Origin of the sequence: Mesorhizobium sp. L2C084A000, assembly GCF_000502875.1 — a bacterium.
Taxonomy (GTDB): domain Bacteria; phylum Pseudomonadota; class Alphaproteobacteria; order Rhizobiales; family Rhizobiaceae; genus Mesorhizobium.
The window spans coordinates 114,968-129,396 of the sequence record NZ_AYWX01000001.1 but is presented as its reverse complement, the minus strand read 5'-3'; the positions used below and the strand labels follow the sequence as shown (position 1 = coordinate 129,396).

Annotated in this window: 15 protein-coding genes; 3 read left to right on the top strand and 12 right to left on the bottom strand. The window is 62.7% G+C overall.

Annotated elements, in window-relative coordinates:
- Positions 1 to 22: 22 nt before the first annotated feature.
- Both X735_RS164910 and X735_RS164915 read right to left on the bottom strand, forming a co-directional pair.
- The gene (locus X735_RS164910) at positions 23 to 499 is read right to left on the bottom strand and encodes a peroxiredoxin (protein WP_023808596.1); all 477 of its coding nucleotides are present in this window, start codon (positions 497 to 499) and stop codon (positions 23 to 25) included.
- Between the two features lie 84 nt (positions 500 to 583).
- The gene (locus tag X735_RS164915; protein ID WP_023808595.1) at positions 584 to 1,390 is read right to left on the bottom strand and encodes a protein-disulfide reductase DsbD domain-containing protein; all 807 of its coding nucleotides are present in this window, start codon (positions 1,388 to 1,390) and stop codon (positions 584 to 586) included.
- A 170-nt stretch (positions 1,391 to 1,560) separates the two neighbouring features.
- Here X735_RS164915 and X735_RS164920 point away from each other — a divergent pair, with 170 nt between their 5' ends.
- Entirely contained in the window at positions 1,561 to 2,169 is a 609-nt protein-coding gene (locus tag X735_RS164920; RefSeq protein ID WP_023808594.1) for a YqgE/AlgH family protein, read from the top strand.
- A 298-nt stretch (positions 2,170 to 2,467) separates the two neighbouring features.
- Here the strand turns inward: X735_RS164920 and X735_RS164925 are convergent, their stop codons facing one another.
- Genes X735_RS164925 through thrC form a run of 4 tightly spaced genes read right to left on the bottom strand, consistent with a single transcriptional unit; the run spans position 2,468 to position 8,676 of the window.
- Entirely contained in the window at positions 2,468 to 5,356 is a 2,889-nt protein-coding gene (locus X735_RS164925; RefSeq protein WP_023808593.1) for an EAL domain-containing protein, read from the bottom strand.
- Positions 5,357 to 5,359: 3 nt separating this feature from the next.
- On the bottom strand, positions 5,360 to 5,956 hold the full coding sequence (locus X735_RS164930; RefSeq protein WP_023808592.1) for a GNAT family protein: 597 nt from the start codon (positions 5,954 to 5,956) through the stop codon (positions 5,360 to 5,362).
- 15 nt (positions 5,957 to 5,971) lie between these two features.
- Positions 5,972 to 7,264 carry a pitrilysin family protein gene (locus tag X735_RS164935; RefSeq protein WP_023808591.1) on the bottom strand — a complete coding sequence of 431 codons (1,293 nt, stop codon included), beginning with the start codon at positions 7,262 to 7,264 and terminating at the stop codon, positions 5,972 to 5,974.
- A 14-nt stretch (positions 7,265 to 7,278) separates the two neighbouring features.
- Positions 7,279 to 8,676 carry a threonine synthase gene (thrC, locus tag X735_RS164940; RefSeq protein WP_023808590.1) on the bottom strand — a complete coding sequence of 466 codons (1,398 nt, stop codon included), beginning with the start codon at positions 8,674 to 8,676 and terminating at the stop codon, positions 7,279 to 7,281.
- 128 nt (positions 8,677 to 8,804) lie between these two features.
- Here thrC and X735_RS164945 point away from each other — a divergent pair, with 128 nt between their 5' ends.
- Complete coding sequence (locus X735_RS164945) at positions 8,805 to 9,536, top strand: hypothetical protein (RefSeq protein ID WP_023808589.1); 732 nt, start codon at positions 8,805 to 8,807, stop codon at positions 9,534 to 9,536.
- 25 nt (positions 9,537 to 9,561) lie between these two features.
- Here the strand turns inward: X735_RS164945 and X735_RS164950 are convergent, their stop codons facing one another.
- The 3 genes from X735_RS164950 to X735_RS164960 form a co-directional block, all read right to left on the bottom strand.
- Complete coding sequence (locus X735_RS164950; protein ID WP_023808588.1) at positions 9,562 to 9,852, bottom strand: type II toxin-antitoxin system RelE/ParE family toxin; 291 nt, start codon at positions 9,850 to 9,852, stop codon at positions 9,562 to 9,564.
- Entirely contained in the window at positions 9,852 to 10,088 is a 237-nt protein-coding gene (locus tag X735_RS164955) for a transcriptional regulator (RefSeq protein WP_023808587.1), read from the bottom strand. Before X735_RS164955 ends, X735_RS164950 begins: the two co-directional genes overlap by 1 nt.
- Positions 10,089 to 10,234: 146 nt before the next feature.
- Positions 10,235 to 10,921 carry an HAD family phosphatase gene (locus X735_RS164960; protein WP_023808586.1) on the bottom strand — a complete coding sequence of 229 codons (687 nt, stop codon included), beginning with the start codon at positions 10,919 to 10,921 and terminating at the stop codon, positions 10,235 to 10,237.
- 176 nt (positions 10,922 to 11,097) lie between these two features.
- Here X735_RS164960 and X735_RS164965 point away from each other — a divergent pair, with 176 nt between their 5' ends.
- The gene (locus tag X735_RS164965; protein ID WP_023808585.1) at positions 11,098 to 12,231 is read left to right on the top strand and encodes a site-specific DNA-methyltransferase; all 1,134 of its coding nucleotides are present in this window, start codon (positions 11,098 to 11,100) and stop codon (positions 12,229 to 12,231) included.
- Positions 12,232 to 12,239: 8 nt separating this feature from the next.
- Here X735_RS164965 and X735_RS164970 read toward each other — a convergent pair whose 3' ends face one another.
- The 3 genes from X735_RS164970 to mutY are packed head-to-tail and all read right to left on the bottom strand — an operon-like array spanning position 12,240 to position 14,421.
- On the bottom strand, positions 12,240 to 12,623 hold the full coding sequence (locus tag X735_RS164970; RefSeq protein ID WP_023808584.1) for a hypothetical protein: 384 nt from the start codon (positions 12,621 to 12,623) through the stop codon (positions 12,240 to 12,242).
- Positions 12,624 to 12,635: 12 nt separating this feature from the next.
- Positions 12,636 to 13,247, bottom strand: a complete 612-nt coding sequence (locus X735_RS164975; protein WP_023808583.1) for an HAD family phosphatase — start codon at positions 13,245 to 13,247, stop codon at positions 12,636 to 12,638.
- The gene (gene mutY / locus X735_RS164980; RefSeq protein WP_023808582.1) at positions 13,240 to 14,421 is read right to left on the bottom strand and encodes an A/G-specific adenine glycosylase; all 1,182 of its coding nucleotides are present in this window, start codon (positions 14,419 to 14,421) and stop codon (positions 13,240 to 13,242) included. The genes X735_RS164975 and mutY overlap by 8 nt, the downstream gene beginning before the upstream one ends.
- Positions 14,422 to 14,429: the final 8 nt, after the last annotated feature.

Here is a 14,429-nt window from a genome sequence, read left to right as displayed (position 1 = left end):
AGCCCGACGTTGTCGCTGAAGTTCAGAGCTGCCCCAGAATATGAGCCGCACCGGACTCGTCGACACCGGGCTTGGTCTCGACATTGAGCGCGGTGACCTTGCCGTCGTCGATGATCATTGAGAAGCGCCTCGAGCGCAGGCCCATATCGTTGCTGATGTAATCGAGGCCCACCGCCTTGGCGAAATCGCCACTGCCGTCGGCGAGGAACAGGATCTTGCCCTCTCCGCCGGTGAAGTGCGCCCAGGCACCCATGACATGGACGTCATTGACCGAAACGACGGCGATGGTGTCGACGCCGCGCGCCAGGATGGCATCGTGGTTCTCGAGATAGCCCGGCAAATGGTTGTTGCTGCAGGTAGGTGTGAAGGCGCCGGGAACCCCAAACAGCACGACCTTCTTGCCCGAGAAAATCTCGGCCCCGGTGATCGGCTTGGCGCCATCGGCGGTCATCGTCTTGAAGGTCACGTCAGGCAGCTTGTCGCCAACGGAAATGGTCATGGATTCCTCGCTTGGGAAAATGGGAAGGACGTGTCTTTGCGTAGCGAACTCAACGGCTTCCTGCAATCGTTGGGACAGGCTGGATCAAGGGAAAGGCAGAACCCCTTCGACCGCACCTGCCGCACTCGTCAGCGTATAGTGAAGCCCGCCATCGGTCGGCGTCGTCGAGGGGCGATCGAGGATCGGCACGGTGAAAATCAGCTTGCCGTCCTTTTCGCTGCGGGCCGGGGTGCCGAACATGTAGTCCCGCTCGCCGGCAACGAAGAAATCCGCCGCCGCCGGATCGCCGGGAAAGCTCGCCTCGACAATCAGCGTCTCGTGGTCGCCCGGCAGCACATTGATGCCGAAATCGGACCTCGCGGGCCCAGGCAGTGCCGTAAAACTCGCCTTCACCAGCGCCGCGTCCTCGGCATTGTCCGGATCGGAGGCGGGGTCGACGGTCAGCCGCGTCTGCACCGGAATGCAGATCGTTTCGCAGATGCCGAGAAAGATGTCGGCATCGATCACCGCCGGCTGGTTCGGCGTCGCCAGCGTGAATGTCACCGGCAGAGAAACCGGATAGTTGTAGCCTGCCCATTTGCCATAGCCGTCGTCATGGCGCTGCGGCGCCGGAAACGACAGAGTGGCGTCGGCGATGTTGGTGCTGGCTGAAATGTCGAGTTGCGGCGGCACGCCCGCGTCGCCCGGATCGCGCCAATATGTCTTCCAGCCAGGCTTGAGCGCAATATCGAGAACGCCTTGGATACGGCCGGCATCGTCGGCTTTGCCTGATGTCACCAGCCGAACCTTGCCGCCTTCACTGTTGTACCACGCCGACGAAGAGGCGGCGGCGGGAAGAGCGGTTGCCGATCCGATGGCGGCGCCGAGCAGCAGGATTTTCAAGCTTCGCATGGCGGTGATTTGATCGTCCGTTCGTGGCCGCGCAATGATTTCATGGCCTTGCCGGTATCATATTTGCGTGACTTCGAGGGAGAAGAATGTTCGAGCCGCCGCAACAGGCTTTGGTCGAATCCAGCACGGCGCATCTTTTCGGCGCTTTGGAAACGCGTTACGCTCCCTTCATGGACTTGTTGCGCCACAAGAAGACGGTCGCCAGTCGCGGCTTTCTCGACGATCAGTTCCTGATTGCCATGCCCGGCATGAAGGACGACCGTTTCACGCGCTCGGTCATCTATGTCTGCGCGCACTCCGATGAAGGCGCCATGGGCCTGATCATCAACCAGACGCAGCAGATGCTGTTTCCGGACCTGCTCGTGCAACTGGGCATCATGAACGAGCAGGAGGCGATCCGCTTGCCGGCTCAGGCCCGCGATTTCGTCGTGCGCAATGGCGGCCCCGTGGACCGCAGCCGGGGCTTCGTCCTGCATTCGGGAGACTATCGGGTGGAATCGTCGCTGACCGTTTCCGACGACATCTGCCTGACGGCGACCGTCGACATATTGCGCGCAATATCGTCCGGCCGCGGGCCTCGTCATGCGCTGATGGCGCTCGGCTATTCCGGCTGGGGCGCCGGCCAGTTGGAGACCGAGATCGCCGAAAATGGCTGGCTGACCTGTCCGGCCAATGCCGAGCTTCTGTTCGACACCGACATCGAGCGCAAATACGACCGGATCCTCGCCTCGATCGGTATCGACCTTGCGCATCTCAGCTTGGCGGCCGGACACGCGTAATCGCGAACAGTCATGCGCAACATTCGCGGCTAGCCGAAGCCGCCTACACCTTCGTCATCCTAGGGCGATGCAGGAGCGAAGCTCCGTCGCGGAGACCCTGGGATCCATTCCGTGACCTATGTCGAAGGATGCAGCGGCGAAGAAATCTGAACCGTTTTCAACGCTTTAACCTCACGGCATGGCTCCTAGGGTCTGCGCCGCGTCGCTGCGCTCCTTGCTTCGCCCTAGGATGACGAAGCGATAGGCGTCTCGGCCAATCGCAGAGGTCCGCGCCTGGGCGACGCGCGCCTGAATCCCATCACGCTTGCGTCAGCGGATACTGTTCCTTCAGCGTCTTCAGCACCTGGTCGCCCGGCATTGGTGCGCCGAACATGAAGCTCTGGACATATTCGCAGCCCATCTGGCGAAGTTCCAGCGCGTCGCTCTCGTCCGAAATGCCCTCGGCGACGACGGACAGGCCGAGTTCATGCGCCATGTTGACCATCGATTTCAGCAGCACCGCGCGCTTGGGCGTGTTGTCGTCGACGAAGCTCTTGTCGATCTTGATGGTGTCGAAGGGGAAACGCGTCAGATAGGCCAATGAGGAATAGCCGGTGCCGAAATCATCCAGCGACAGGCCGATGCCGAGCTGCTTCAGCTTGGTCAGCACATGGGCGGTCTGCTCGGGATTGTCCATCACAAGCGATTCGGTGAGCTCCAGCCGGAAGCAGCGCGGCTTCAGATTGGCCCGAGCGATGACCGAGCGGACGTCGCTGACCAAGTCGCGTCGGATCAGCTGACGGCTGGACAAATTGACCGAGACCGACAGCGGCGCGTCACCGATCTGCTTTTGCCAGCTGGCGAGGTCTTCCGCCGCCTGCTGCATGGCAAACAGGCCGAGCTGCACGATAAGCCCGCAGCTTTCGGCGACCGGGATGAAATCCGCCGGCGGGATCATGCCGCGGCGCGGATGGTCCCAGCGCAGCAGCGCCTCGAAGCCGGCGACGCTGCCATCCTCGAGCCGCACGATCGGCTGGTAGGCAAGCGTGAATTCGCGTCGCTCGATGGCGCGGCGCAGGTCGGATTCGAACTGCAGCCTGTCGGTCCCTACAGTGCGGAAAGCCGGACGGAACGGCTCGATCCTGTCGCCGCCGAAGCGCTTGGCCTGGTGCATGGCAAGCTCGGCATCCTTGACCATGTCCTCGGCCGACATCTGCGGCGAATTCCAGGTGATCAGCCCGATCGACGCGGTCAGCACGATCTCGCGCTTGGCAAAGGTGATCGGGTTGTTGATGGAATGCTTGATTGCATCAGCGACCGCAGCGATGCGGGCCGGGTCCTGTTCGGACAATAGCATCAGCGCGAACTGATCGCCGGCAAAGCGCGACAGCGAATCCTTCGGCTTGAGCAGCCGGTGCAGCCGGCGTGCGATGGTCAGCAAAATGGTGTCGCCGGCCGAGATGCCGAGCCCGTCATTGACCTGCTTGAAACGGTCGATGTCGATGACGAAGACGGTTGGCCGCACCTTTTCTTCGGTGCGCGCGATCGAGATGATCGCTTCCAGCCGATTCATCAAAAGTTCGCGGTTCGGCAGGCCGGTAAGATTGTCGTGAACGGCGTCGTGCAGCAGCCTTTCCTCGGACTTTTTCTGCTCGGTCACGTCGACCATGGTGCCGACGCAGCGGATAACCTCGCCGTCGGATCCGATGACAGGGCGCGCGCGCAGCGAAAACCAGTGATAGTGGCCGTCGGCGCCGCGCAGGCGAAAATTCTGCGATACCCGGCCGCGCCGGTGTTCGAGCACGACGTCGAGCGTGGTGCGGAACGTGTCGCGGTCGTCGGCATGCAGCACCGGGAGCCAGTTGCGGGCCGCGCCGCCAAGGCTGTTCGGCGCCAGTCCGAGCTGGATGCTGACATCGGGCTTGGTGACGACGCGGTCGCGCAGCACGTCCCAATCCCATACCGTGTCGCCCGAACCGGCGACCGCCAGCGCCTGCCGCTCGAGGTCGGAGAACAGGCCCTGATGCAGCGCGCCGCCGGCAAAAGCATGCTGCATGACGGTGAAGCCGATCAGAAGGATGATCAGGATCAGCCCGCCGCCCAGGGCCGGCTGGGCAATGTCGTTGTCGAGCATGCCGGTGATCGCCATCCACGATCCGCATAGCCACAACAGCACCATGACCCAACTGGGCACCAGCATGATGGCACGGTCGTAGCCGCGTATGCCGAGGAAGATGATCAGGCCAAGCCCGGTCAGTGCGGTGGCGGCGAAGGACAGCCTGGCAATGCCGGCGGCGACCGCCGGATCGACGATGGCGACGCCGGCGATCAGCACCAGTCCGAGGATCCAGACCAGCGCGCCATAACTGAAATGGCCGTGCCATCGGTTGAGGTTGAGATAGGCGAACAGGAACACCACGAAGGTTCCCGCCAGCGCCACCTCCGTTCCCGCTCGCCACATCTGCTCGTTGCCGGGCGATATCTCGATGATCTTGTTGAGGAAGCCGAAATCGACGCAGATATAGGCCAGCACCGCCCAGGCAAGTGCCGCGGTTGCCGGGAACATCGAGGTTCCCTTGACTACGAAAAGGATGGTCAGGAACAGCGCCAGCAGGCCCGCGATGCCGATGACGATGCCGCGAAACAGCGTGTAGGAATTGACCGAGTCCTTGTAGGATTCCGGATCCCAGAGGTAGACCTGCGGCAGCTTCGGCGAGGCCAGTTCGGCGATGAAGGTAATCACCGTGCCGGGGTTCAGCGTCACCCGGAAAACGTCGGCGTCGGGGCTGGTCTGGCGATCGAGCGCGAAGCCTTCGCTGGGCGTGATGGCGGCGATGCGGGTCGAGCCGAGATCCGGCCAGAAGATGCCGGAATTCACCAGGCGGAAATGCGGTGCGACGATCAGCCGGTCGAGTTGCTGGTCGGTGGTGTTGGCGAGCGCGAAAACAGCCCAGTCGCCGGTGGAACGGGCATCATTGGCCTCGACCTCGATGCGTCGCACGATGCCGTCCGGACCCGGCGCGGTCGACACCTGGAAATTCTCGCCTTGGTTCCGGTAGATCTCGACGGCGCCGGAAAGGTCGAGCGCGACGTCGTCCCGGGCAATCTTGATCGGTTCGACGGCAAAGGCCGACGATGCCGCCCACAGCGTCAGGAGTGTCGCGAGGACAAAGGCGAACAGCGACCCGTTTCGCAGGAAATTCGTCAAAAATCAGTCCTTCGTTCCAACGCCCGGCGGATCGTCCGCGATCCGGGCGTAGAGGTAGTGGTCCTGCCAGATGCCGTTGATCCTGAGATAGGATCGCAGCAGTCCTTCGCGCCGAAATCCGGCTTTTTCAAGCACGCGGATCGACCTGATGTTGTCGGGAATACAGGCCGCTTCAATCCGGTGCAACCTCAGCGTATCGAAGGCGAAGCGGGTCACCACCTTGACCGCGTCGGTCATCAGGCCGCGGCCGCCGAAGCGCTCGCCGATCCAGTAGCCGACATGGCCGCTTTGCGAGACGCCATGGCGTATGTTGCCCAGCGTGATGCCGCCCGCCAGCTTGCCGCTGCTCCTCTCGAAGATGAAGAAGGCGATCGCGGTTCCCTGCGCATAATCTTCGCGATAGCGGCTGATGCGCAGCCGCCATGCGTTGCGGTCGAGTTCATCGGGAGTCCAGCGTGGCTCCCAGGGTTCGAGGAAGGCGCGGCTTTCGCCGCGCACCGCCGCCCACTCGCGGAAGTCGTTGGTGAACGGCACGCGCAGCGTGACGCGGTCGCCTTTCAGCGCCGGCAGGTCGCGGCGAAAGAAAGGGAGCGCGAACACGACGCTTCGAGGGGCTTAGACGGCGAGCTTACGGGCCGTGGTCTGCGTGCCTGCGAGCGATTCGAGGATCGCCTCGTATGGCGCCAGTGTGCCCACAGGCCCGACAGCGGTAAGCGTCGGCTTGGTCGAGAACAAGCGCGACGATAGATCGGTCAGCCGCTCGACCGTCAGCGCCGACAGCCGTTCCATCAGTTCCTCCTTGGCGATCGGCCGGCCGAACAGAAGCAGCTGCCGTGCGATCTGCGAAGCGCGGCTGGCCGGGCTTTCGGCGGACATGATCAGTCCGGCGCGATATTGGGCGCGCGCCCGGTCGAGTTCTTCCTGCAGGATTTTCTCGCCGGCCTTCTGCAGTTCGTCGATGATGACAGGCACCAGTTCGGCGATGTCGCTTTGGCCGGTTGCGGCATGGACGCCGAAGACGCCGGTGTCGGAAAAGCCCCAATGGAAAGCATAGACGGAATAACACAGGCCGCGCTTCTCGCGGACCTCCTGGAACAGGCGCGACGACATGCCACCGCCGAGGATCATCGACAGCACCTGCGAGGCATAGAAGTCGCGCACATGATAGGCCCGGCCTTCGAACCCCAGCACGATCTGCGCGTCCATCAGGTCGCGGTCCTCACGGAAGTCGCCGCCGACATATTGCGCATATTGCGGGATGGTGCTGTCGGCCTTGCTGCGGAAGCCGCCGAGTTGCTTTTCGACCTCGCGCACGAAATTGTCGTGCTTGATGTCGCCGGCGGCGACGATCACCATGCGCTCGGCGCCATATTGCCGCTCGATGAAGTCGTGGAGTTGCTTGGAGGTGAAGGATTTGACCGTTTCGGGCGTGCCGAGAATGGAGCGGCCGATGGTCTGGTGGCGAAACGCCGTCTCGGTGAAACGGTCGAAGACGATGTCGTCGGGCGTGTCGTGCGCGGCGCCGATCTCCTGCAGGATCACATGCTGTTCGCGTTCGAGTTCCTGCGGGTCGAATTCGGACTCCTGCAGGATGTCGGCAAGAATGTCGACGGCCAGCGGCACGTCGTCGGAGAGCACCCTGGCATAGTAGGAAGTGGTTTCGACGCTGGTGGCGGCGTTGATCTCGCCGCCGACGTCCTCGATCTCCGAGGCGATTTCGAAGGCGCTCCGCCTTTTCGTGCCCTTGAACGCCATGTGCTCGAGCAGATGGGCCATGCCATGCTCGTCCTCACGTTCATTGCGGGCACCCGACTTGACCCAGGCACCAAGGGCAACCGATTCGATGCTTTGAAGGGTTTCGGTGGCGACTGTCAGGCCGTTCGACAGACGGCTTACCTCAACACCCATATGGCTAGTACTCCTTAACGCGCCGCCCGCGCGCGGCGGCCGACATAATCTTCCACCATTTTCAGGTCGGAGGGAAGTACCGTGTATTTTTCCTCCGATGTCATCAACCCACCTAGCCATGCGGGCAGTGCGGGCGACACGCCGCTGGCGGCTTCGACGGCGGCCGGGAATTTTGCCGGGTGTGCGGTACCCAGCACCACCATCGGCACGGCGCCTGACGCCTTGCCCGCAGCGACATGCACAGCTGCCGCGGTGTGCGGATCGAGCAGATAGTTGCTGGCCGCGAGCGTCGAGCGGATGGTGGCGGCGACCTCGTCCATATCAGCCCGGCCGGCGTCGAATTCCGACCGCATCCCGGCGATTTGCTGGGGTTCGATGGTGAAAGCGCCGGACTGCTTCAGACCGTCCATGTAGCGCCGCACGGTCGCCGCGTCACGGCCGGAGGCCTCGAACAGCAGGCGTTCGAAATTGGACGACACCTGGATATCCATCGACGGCGACGTGGTCGCAAAGACACCCTTGGTGCGATATTCCCCTGTCGCGAAGGTCCGCGCCAGGATGTCATTGTCGTTGGTGGCGATGACCAGCCGCTCGATCGGCAAGCCCATCTTCTTGGCCGCGTAGCCGGCGAAGATATCGCCGAAATTGCCGGTCGGCACGGTGAAGGAGACCGGCCTGTCCGGCGCGCCAAGCGACAGCGCCGAGGAGAAATAATAGACGATCTGGGCCATGATCCGGGCCCAGTTGATCGAGTTGACGCCCGAAAGCGCCACCCGGTCGCGAAATCCGTGATCGTTGAACATGTCCTTGAGCAGGCCCTGGCAATCGTCGAAATTGCCTTCGATCGCCAGCGCATGGACGTTTGCAGCCGTCGACGTCGTCATCTGCCGCTGCTGCACCGGCGAGACGCGGCCGTGCGGGAAAAGGATGAAGATGTCGGTCCGGCTGCGACCGGCAAAGGCATCGATGGCCGCCCCGCCGGTATCGCCCGAGGTGGCGCCGACGATGGTGGCGTGCTGGTCGCGTTCGGCAAGCACATGGTCCATCAGCCGGGCCAGAAGCTGCATCGCCACGTCCTTGAAGGCGAGCGTCGGCCCGTGGAAGAGTTCCAGGATGAAGGTGTTGGGGCCGGTCTGCACCAGCGGGCAGACGGCCTCGTGGCGGAAGGTGGCATAGGCTTCGCGCACCAGCCGCTCGAAAACGGAGGCCGGGATCTCGTCGCCAAGGAACGGCGACAGCACGCGGATGGCAAGTTCGGGATAGGCAAGGCCGCGCATGGCGCGGATCTCGGCGGCGGAAAACTGTGGCCACTCGCGCGGCACGTAGAGCCCGCCGTCGCGCGCCAGCCCGGCCAGCACGGCGTCGGAAAATCCAAGAACGGGGGCTTCCCCGCGGGTACTCACATAATGCATGTCACAATTCCGTTACTGCTTGGCTTTTCCATCCACCGCAAGGTGGTTAATTTCTGCGCTGGCTCAGTCGCATTTTTGCCGCGCGGTTGATATACGTCACCAGCTTTGCGAGAGGGAAGTGCAGTTTCATGGCGTTTCGTACATTCAGTGGTCGCTTTTTGGCGGGTCTTGCGCTCACCGGCTTTATGCTTGCCGCCGCCGGCTGCCAATCGGGCGACAATGGCATCCTGAACCTCGGCATAGGCAAGAAGGAGGACCCGACGGCGCCACCGCCGCCCCAGGATCCCAAGATACTGGCCAGCCAGTTGCAGGCCTATTGTCCCAGGGTGACGGTGCGGGACGGCACGGCTTTCTTCAACACCTATTCCAAGGAAGCTCAGAAGCCCAAGCCCAGGATCAAGAAGACCGGCGACGCCGCGCAGGATGCCGCGGCCCAGGCCGAGGCTGACGCCGCTGCTGCAACTCCGCCCGACGAATCGGCCAACATCATCTACCAGGCATCGGTCAGCGACGTGACACGCGACTGCAGCCGTGCCAACGGCCAGTTGACGATGAAGATCGCGGTCGCCGGCAAGATTGTCCCCGGACCGAAGTTTTCTCCAGGCACCATCACCATGCCCATCCGCACGGCTGTGATGCATGGCACCGAGGTCCTCTATTCGCAGATCCACCAGTATCAGGTCCAGGTCACCGATCCTTCGGTCGCCACGCAGTTCGTCTTCACCGATTCCAATATTGTCGTGCCCGAGCCGACGGCGCAGGACTATCAGGCCTTTGCCGGCTATGACGAAACCGCGCATCAGGCAACGGCCGACAAGCCGAAGAAGAAGCAGAGGAAGAGAGCCGCCGCGACGAACTAAGCGGCGAACACAAGACATGGGCGGGCTATGTGAGGCTCTCCGGCCATTCTCTGGCCCCATGGACAACGGCGATGATTTCAACGTCACTGCCGCGCACCCGATAAACAACGATATAGGATGTCCGCGCTATCACAAGCTCGCGGGTTCCGCCCGCTCGTCCCTTGCGTCCGACCATGGGATTTGACGCCAAGAGTTCGTCGGTGCGACCAATCAGATCGGCTGTTAGCCGATACGCCGCAACGGGACTGTCCTGCGCGATAAAATCCTGAATCTGGTCGAGGTCGTCGAGAGCGGCGCTCGTCCATGAAACCTGCATCAGGTGGGGCGGTACTTGTTCAACACCCGCTCGATATCGGCACGGCTGGCAAATTCACCACGGTCGGCCGCTTCAATTCCTGCGTTCACCTTGTCTAAAAACCGCTCCTGCCACTCAAGGGAGTGGCCGTTCTCAAGCGCGTCCGCAACGACTTCCGACGCGGACAGGCTGGACCGCGCCGCGATAGCATCGATGCGGGCCTGTAACTCTGGCGTGATTTCAAGCTCAATCGTCATGACGCAATCATCGCATAGCCATCAGGGTTTTGAAATGAAAACCAGCTCCCAAAATTGCAGTATCGCCTCCTACCACTCTGAAGCACGAGAACGGTAGACCGACCGGGCGAGAAAAGTCCCGCCACGAGGGCGAAATTCAATCGCCCTCAGGCGTCCGACCACTCCGACAGCGCCGCGATCACGCTTTTCAACTCTGCCCAGCGGCGGATCACCGTTTCGGCGCCGGCCTCGGTGAGCGCGTCGGCATGGCCGGGATAGCTGTGGGCGGCTCCGGTGAAGCCGATCACCCGCATGCCCGCCGTCCTTGCGCCGTGAACGCCGTGCACGGAATCCTCGATAACGAAAGTGTTCGCCGGGTTGGCGCTGAGTTTCTCCGCCGCGAACAGGAACACGTCCGGCGCCGGTTTCGTTTTCCCGGTCGGTGTTTCCATCGCCGAAAAAATCCGGTCGGTGAAAAACGGCAGAAGATGCACCTTTTCCAGCATGAATTCGATCCGCTCGGAGCGTGAATTCGAGCAGACGCAGCGCGGCACGCTTACCGCGGCAACGGCCTCGCGCACGCCATCGATGGCGCGGACGTCGCTGCGCAGTTTGCGGTCGACCAATTGTTCCTCCCTGTCGATCAGAGAGGCCTGGAAGGGGATGCGGGACTTTTCCTCGACCCGCAGCATGATGTCCTTGAAGGTCAGGCCGGCATAGCTCTCCGAAATCTCCTCAGCCGATATCTCGTATCCTGCCAAGGTCAAAAGCTCGGCGTCGACGCGGGCGGCGATGATCTCGGAATCGACGAGCACGCCGTCGCAATCGAAGATGACAAGGTCTGGCTGGGGCATGGTGATCCGGACAATAGGAGGGCGAAGTGGCCTCGGAAGGCTCAGGCGGCGCGGCATACACCAACAGGGCCGCCTTCGCAAATTCGCCACACCCGTCCCTTGGCCTTCACGGAATATTTACGCTGATCGGTAACCATAACGGAGAGTAAACAGTAACGCGTGCCTTGGGTGTCAGAATGTCTGCCGTGCGTCTTCTCGACGAGCTATCCCACGCTCCCCAGCAATCCGAATGGCTGGACACGATCCTCAAGGGCGACTGCGTCGCCGCGCTCGACCGGTTGCCCGAAAAATCGATCGACGTCATCTTCGCCGATCCGCCCTACAATCTGCAGCTCGACGGCGACCTGCACCGCCCCGATCAGTCCAAGGTCGACGCCGTCGACGACGACTGGGACCAGTTCGAGAGTTTCGAGGCCTATGACGCTTTCACGCGTGCCTGGCTGCTGGCGGCGCGCCGGGTGCTGAAGCCCAACGGCACCATCTGGGTCATCGGCTCCTATCACAACATCTTCCGGGTCGGCGCCAAGATGCAGGATCTCGGCTTCTGGATCCTTAACGACGTCGTCTGGCGCAAGACCAACCCGATGCCAAATTTCCGTGGCCGCCGCTTCCAGAACGCGCATGAGACGATGATCTGGGCTACGCGCGATCAGAAGGGCAAGGGCTATACCTTCAACTACGAAGCGATGAAGGCGTCCAACGACGACATCCAGATGCGCTCCGACTGGCTGTTTCCGATCTGCACCGGCGGCGAGCGGCTGAAGAACGACAATGGCGACAAGCTGCATCCGACGCAGAAACCGGAAGCGCTGCTTGCCCGCATCATGATGGCCTCGACCAAACCGGGCGACATCGTGCTCGATCCCTTCTTCGGCTCAGGCACCACGGGCGCGGTGGCCAAGCGTCTCGGCCGCCATTTCGTCGGCATCGAACGCGAGCAGGCCTATATCGACGCCGCCAACGAGCGCATCGACGCGGTGCGGCCGCTGGAAGAGGCCGACTTGACCGTTCTCACGGGCAAGCGCGCCGAGCCGCGCGTCGCCTTTGTCAGCCTGATCGACACCGGCCTGATGATGCCGGGCGCGACGCTCTACGATGCCAAGAAGCGCTGGGCGGCCAAGGTGCGCGCCGACGGCACGGTGGCGATCGGCGACAGCGCCGGCTCGATCCACAAGATCGGTGCCGAAGTGCAGGGGCTGGACGCCTGCAACGGCTGGACCTTCTGGCATTATGAGCGCAGCGGTGGCCTGACCCCGATCGACGAGCTTCGCCGCATCGCGCGGCTCGGCATGGAGCGGGCAGGGGCCTGATCGGCAGCTCAGGCCTTGTCTTCCTCCAGGATGATTTCGCTGACCTCGCCTTTCGCCATCAGTGAGAGCTGACTGGCAAAACGCGACAGACGCGAATAGTCCGTCCGGAGTCGCACACGCGCGAAGTCACGGGCTTCGATCTCCTCCGCGACCTCGATCCGGACGAACAGGTGACCGACGCCATCCGCCGGGAAAACCGAGATGCTTATCAGGCCGGGCGATCTCAGGACCAGATCCGCGCGTTTAAGCGGATAGGCCTGCAATGACACAATAAATTCGCTTACCTCGTCGGTCGGGAAATAGGCATCGCCACGTCCTCGAAAGTGGCCATGCTCGACACTGGCGTCAAGTATTGACCATTCCGGGTTGAAGGTCAGAACGAGCTTGCCCATTGCCGGTCTCGATCAGGTCGCGATGCCATGCCGCTCAAGGTCTGCTTGAAGCGCCTTTGCATCGGTGAACAGCACCGACTGCCAGCCGGCCGCCTTGGCGCCGTCGACATTCTTCTGGCTGTCGTCGATGAACAGCGTCGCGGCCGGTTCGAGGCCGAAGGCGGCGATGTGATGATCGTAAATGCCGCGATCGGGCTTGATCATGCCGATCTCGCCGGAGATGGTGACGCCGCGCGGACGATTGAGAAAATCGAAGCGCTCGCGGGCTTCGGCCAGCGTGTCGCTGGCGAAGTTGGTCAGCATGGTCACGTCGTGGCCGCTCTCGATCAGGCCGACCATGATGGCGACGCTGTCGTCATAAGCATGCGGCACCATCTCGTGCCAATGGCGGCGGAAACCGCGGATGTTTTCCGCGTGATCGGGATGGTCCGCGATCAGCAGCGCCTCGGCCTCTTCCCAGGTGCGGCCGCGATCCTGCTCGATGTTCCAATCATGCGTGCAGACATTGTCGAAAAACCACTTTCTCTCTTCGGCATCCGGAATGAGGCGGCTGAACGGAATGTTGGGATCGTAGTGGATCAGCACGCGGCCGATGTCGAAAACGATGTGGCGTATTTCAGTCATGGGGCCTCTTTGCACTGTGTGGCGACGGCTTTTTCGTCGCGCCGGGTATCGCAGCCTCGATTGCCTTTTTCATGACAGTCGGCAGCGCCTCGCCGGAAATCTCGTGAGCGAGCGACCAGAAATGCCCGTCTGGCGCATCACCTTTGATGTGAGCGTGAAAGACTTCGAGTTCGAGAGCGAAATGCGTGAAGACATGCGCAATGCGGCCCGCATGCCGCCAGTCGGCGGGAAAGGGCGCGGCCGCTTCCGTGGTTGCCCCATCGATCCGCGCGGTCCAGCCCGTCGTCGGCACCTCGGTCATGCCGCCGAGCAAACCCTTCTCTGCCCGTTTGCGCAGAAGGATGGCGCCGTCGGCCCGCACGGCGACAAAGGCCGCGCCGTGCCGCTGCGGCTTGTCGGCCTTGGGCAGGCGCACCGGGAAGTGCTCGGGATCGCCTGAAACGACCGCGCTGCAGTCTTCGCGCAGCGGGCACAGCATGCAGCGCGGCCGGCGTGGCGTGCAGATGGTGGCGCCGAGATCCATCATCGCTTGGGCGAAGTCGCCAGGCCTTGTCCCGGGCACCATGCGCTCGACATGGGCACGGATCTCGGGCTTGGCTTCGCTGAGCGGGGTTGTGATCGAAAACAGCCGGGAGATGACACGTTCGACATTGCCGTCGACAACGGCGGCGGGGCGATCGAGGGCAATCGCCGTGATGGCCGCCGACGTATAGGCGCCGATGCCGGGCAGTTCTCTCAAACCCGTCTCCGTGTCGGGAAACCGGCCGCCACGCGCGGCCACAAGATCGGCACAGGCCTTGAGATTGCGGGCGCGGGAGTAGTAGCCGAGCCCGGCCCAGGCCTTCATCACGTCCTCGGTGGGCGCCGCGGCCAGCGCTTCGACATCGGGCCATTTCTCGACGAATACCTTGAAATAAGCCTTCACCGCTTCGACGGTGGTCTGCTGCAGCATGACCTCGGAGAGCCAGATGCGGTAGGGATCAGGCCGCACGCCGCGCGCATGCTCAATTGGTGTGATGCGCCACGGCAATTCACGGTGATGCACATCGTACCAGCTGAGCAGGCGGGATGCGATATCGTCGCTGACACCGGATGCAGCTGTGCTGCTATCTCCGGATGTGGCTTTGCCACTATCCCAGGATGCGGTCTTGCGGGTCTGGTCTGCTGGTGCCATTGATCTTG

Excerpts from the sequence above, each read along its gene's own strand:
- X735_RS164910 (WP_023808596.1), bottom strand. The coding sequence starts at position 499 with ATGACCATTTCCGTTGGCGACAAGCTGCCTGACGTGACCTTCAAGACG.
- X735_RS164960 (WP_023808586.1), bottom strand. The coding sequence starts at position 10,921 with ATGCCCCAGCCAGACCTTGTCATCTTCGATTGCGACGGCGTGCTCGTC.
- mutY (WP_023808582.1), bottom strand. The coding sequence starts at position 14,421 with ATGGCACCAGCAGACCAGACCCGCAAGACCGCATCCTGGGATAGTGGC.
- thrC (WP_023808590.1), bottom strand. The coding sequence starts at position 8,676 with ATGCATTATGTGAGTACCCGCGGGGAAGCCCCCGTTCTTGGATTTTCC.
- X735_RS164915 (WP_023808595.1), bottom strand. The coding sequence starts at position 1,390 with ATGCGAAGCTTGAAAATCCTGCTGCTCGGCGCCGCCATCGGATCGGCA.
- X735_RS164955 (WP_023808587.1), bottom strand. The coding sequence starts at position 10,088 with ATGACGATTGAGCTTGAAATCACGCCAGAGTTACAGGCCCGCATCGAT.
- X735_RS164945 (WP_023808589.1), top strand. The coding sequence starts at position 8,805 with ATGGCGTTTCGTACATTCAGTGGTCGCTTTTTGGCGGGTCTTGCGCTC.
- X735_RS164965 (WP_023808585.1), top strand. The coding sequence starts at position 11,098 with ATGTCTGCCGTGCGTCTTCTCGACGAGCTATCCCACGCTCCCCAGCAA.
- X735_RS164970 (WP_023808584.1), bottom strand. The coding sequence starts at position 12,623 with ATGGGCAAGCTCGTTCTGACCTTCAACCCGGAATGGTCAATACTTGAC.
- X735_RS164975 (WP_023808583.1), bottom strand. The coding sequence starts at position 13,247 with ATGACTGAAATACGCCACATCGTTTTCGACATCGGCCGCGTGCTGATC.
- X735_RS164950 (WP_023808588.1), bottom strand. The coding sequence starts at position 9,852 with ATGCAGGTTTCATGGACGAGCGCCGCTCTCGACGACCTCGACCAGATT.
- X735_RS164920 (WP_023808594.1), top strand. The coding sequence starts at position 1,561 with ATGGACTTGTTGCGCCACAAGAAGACGGTCGCCAGTCGCGGCTTTCTC.
- X735_RS164935 (WP_023808591.1), bottom strand. The coding sequence starts at position 7,264 with ATGGGTGTTGAGGTAAGCCGTCTGTCGAACGGCCTGACAGTCGCCACC.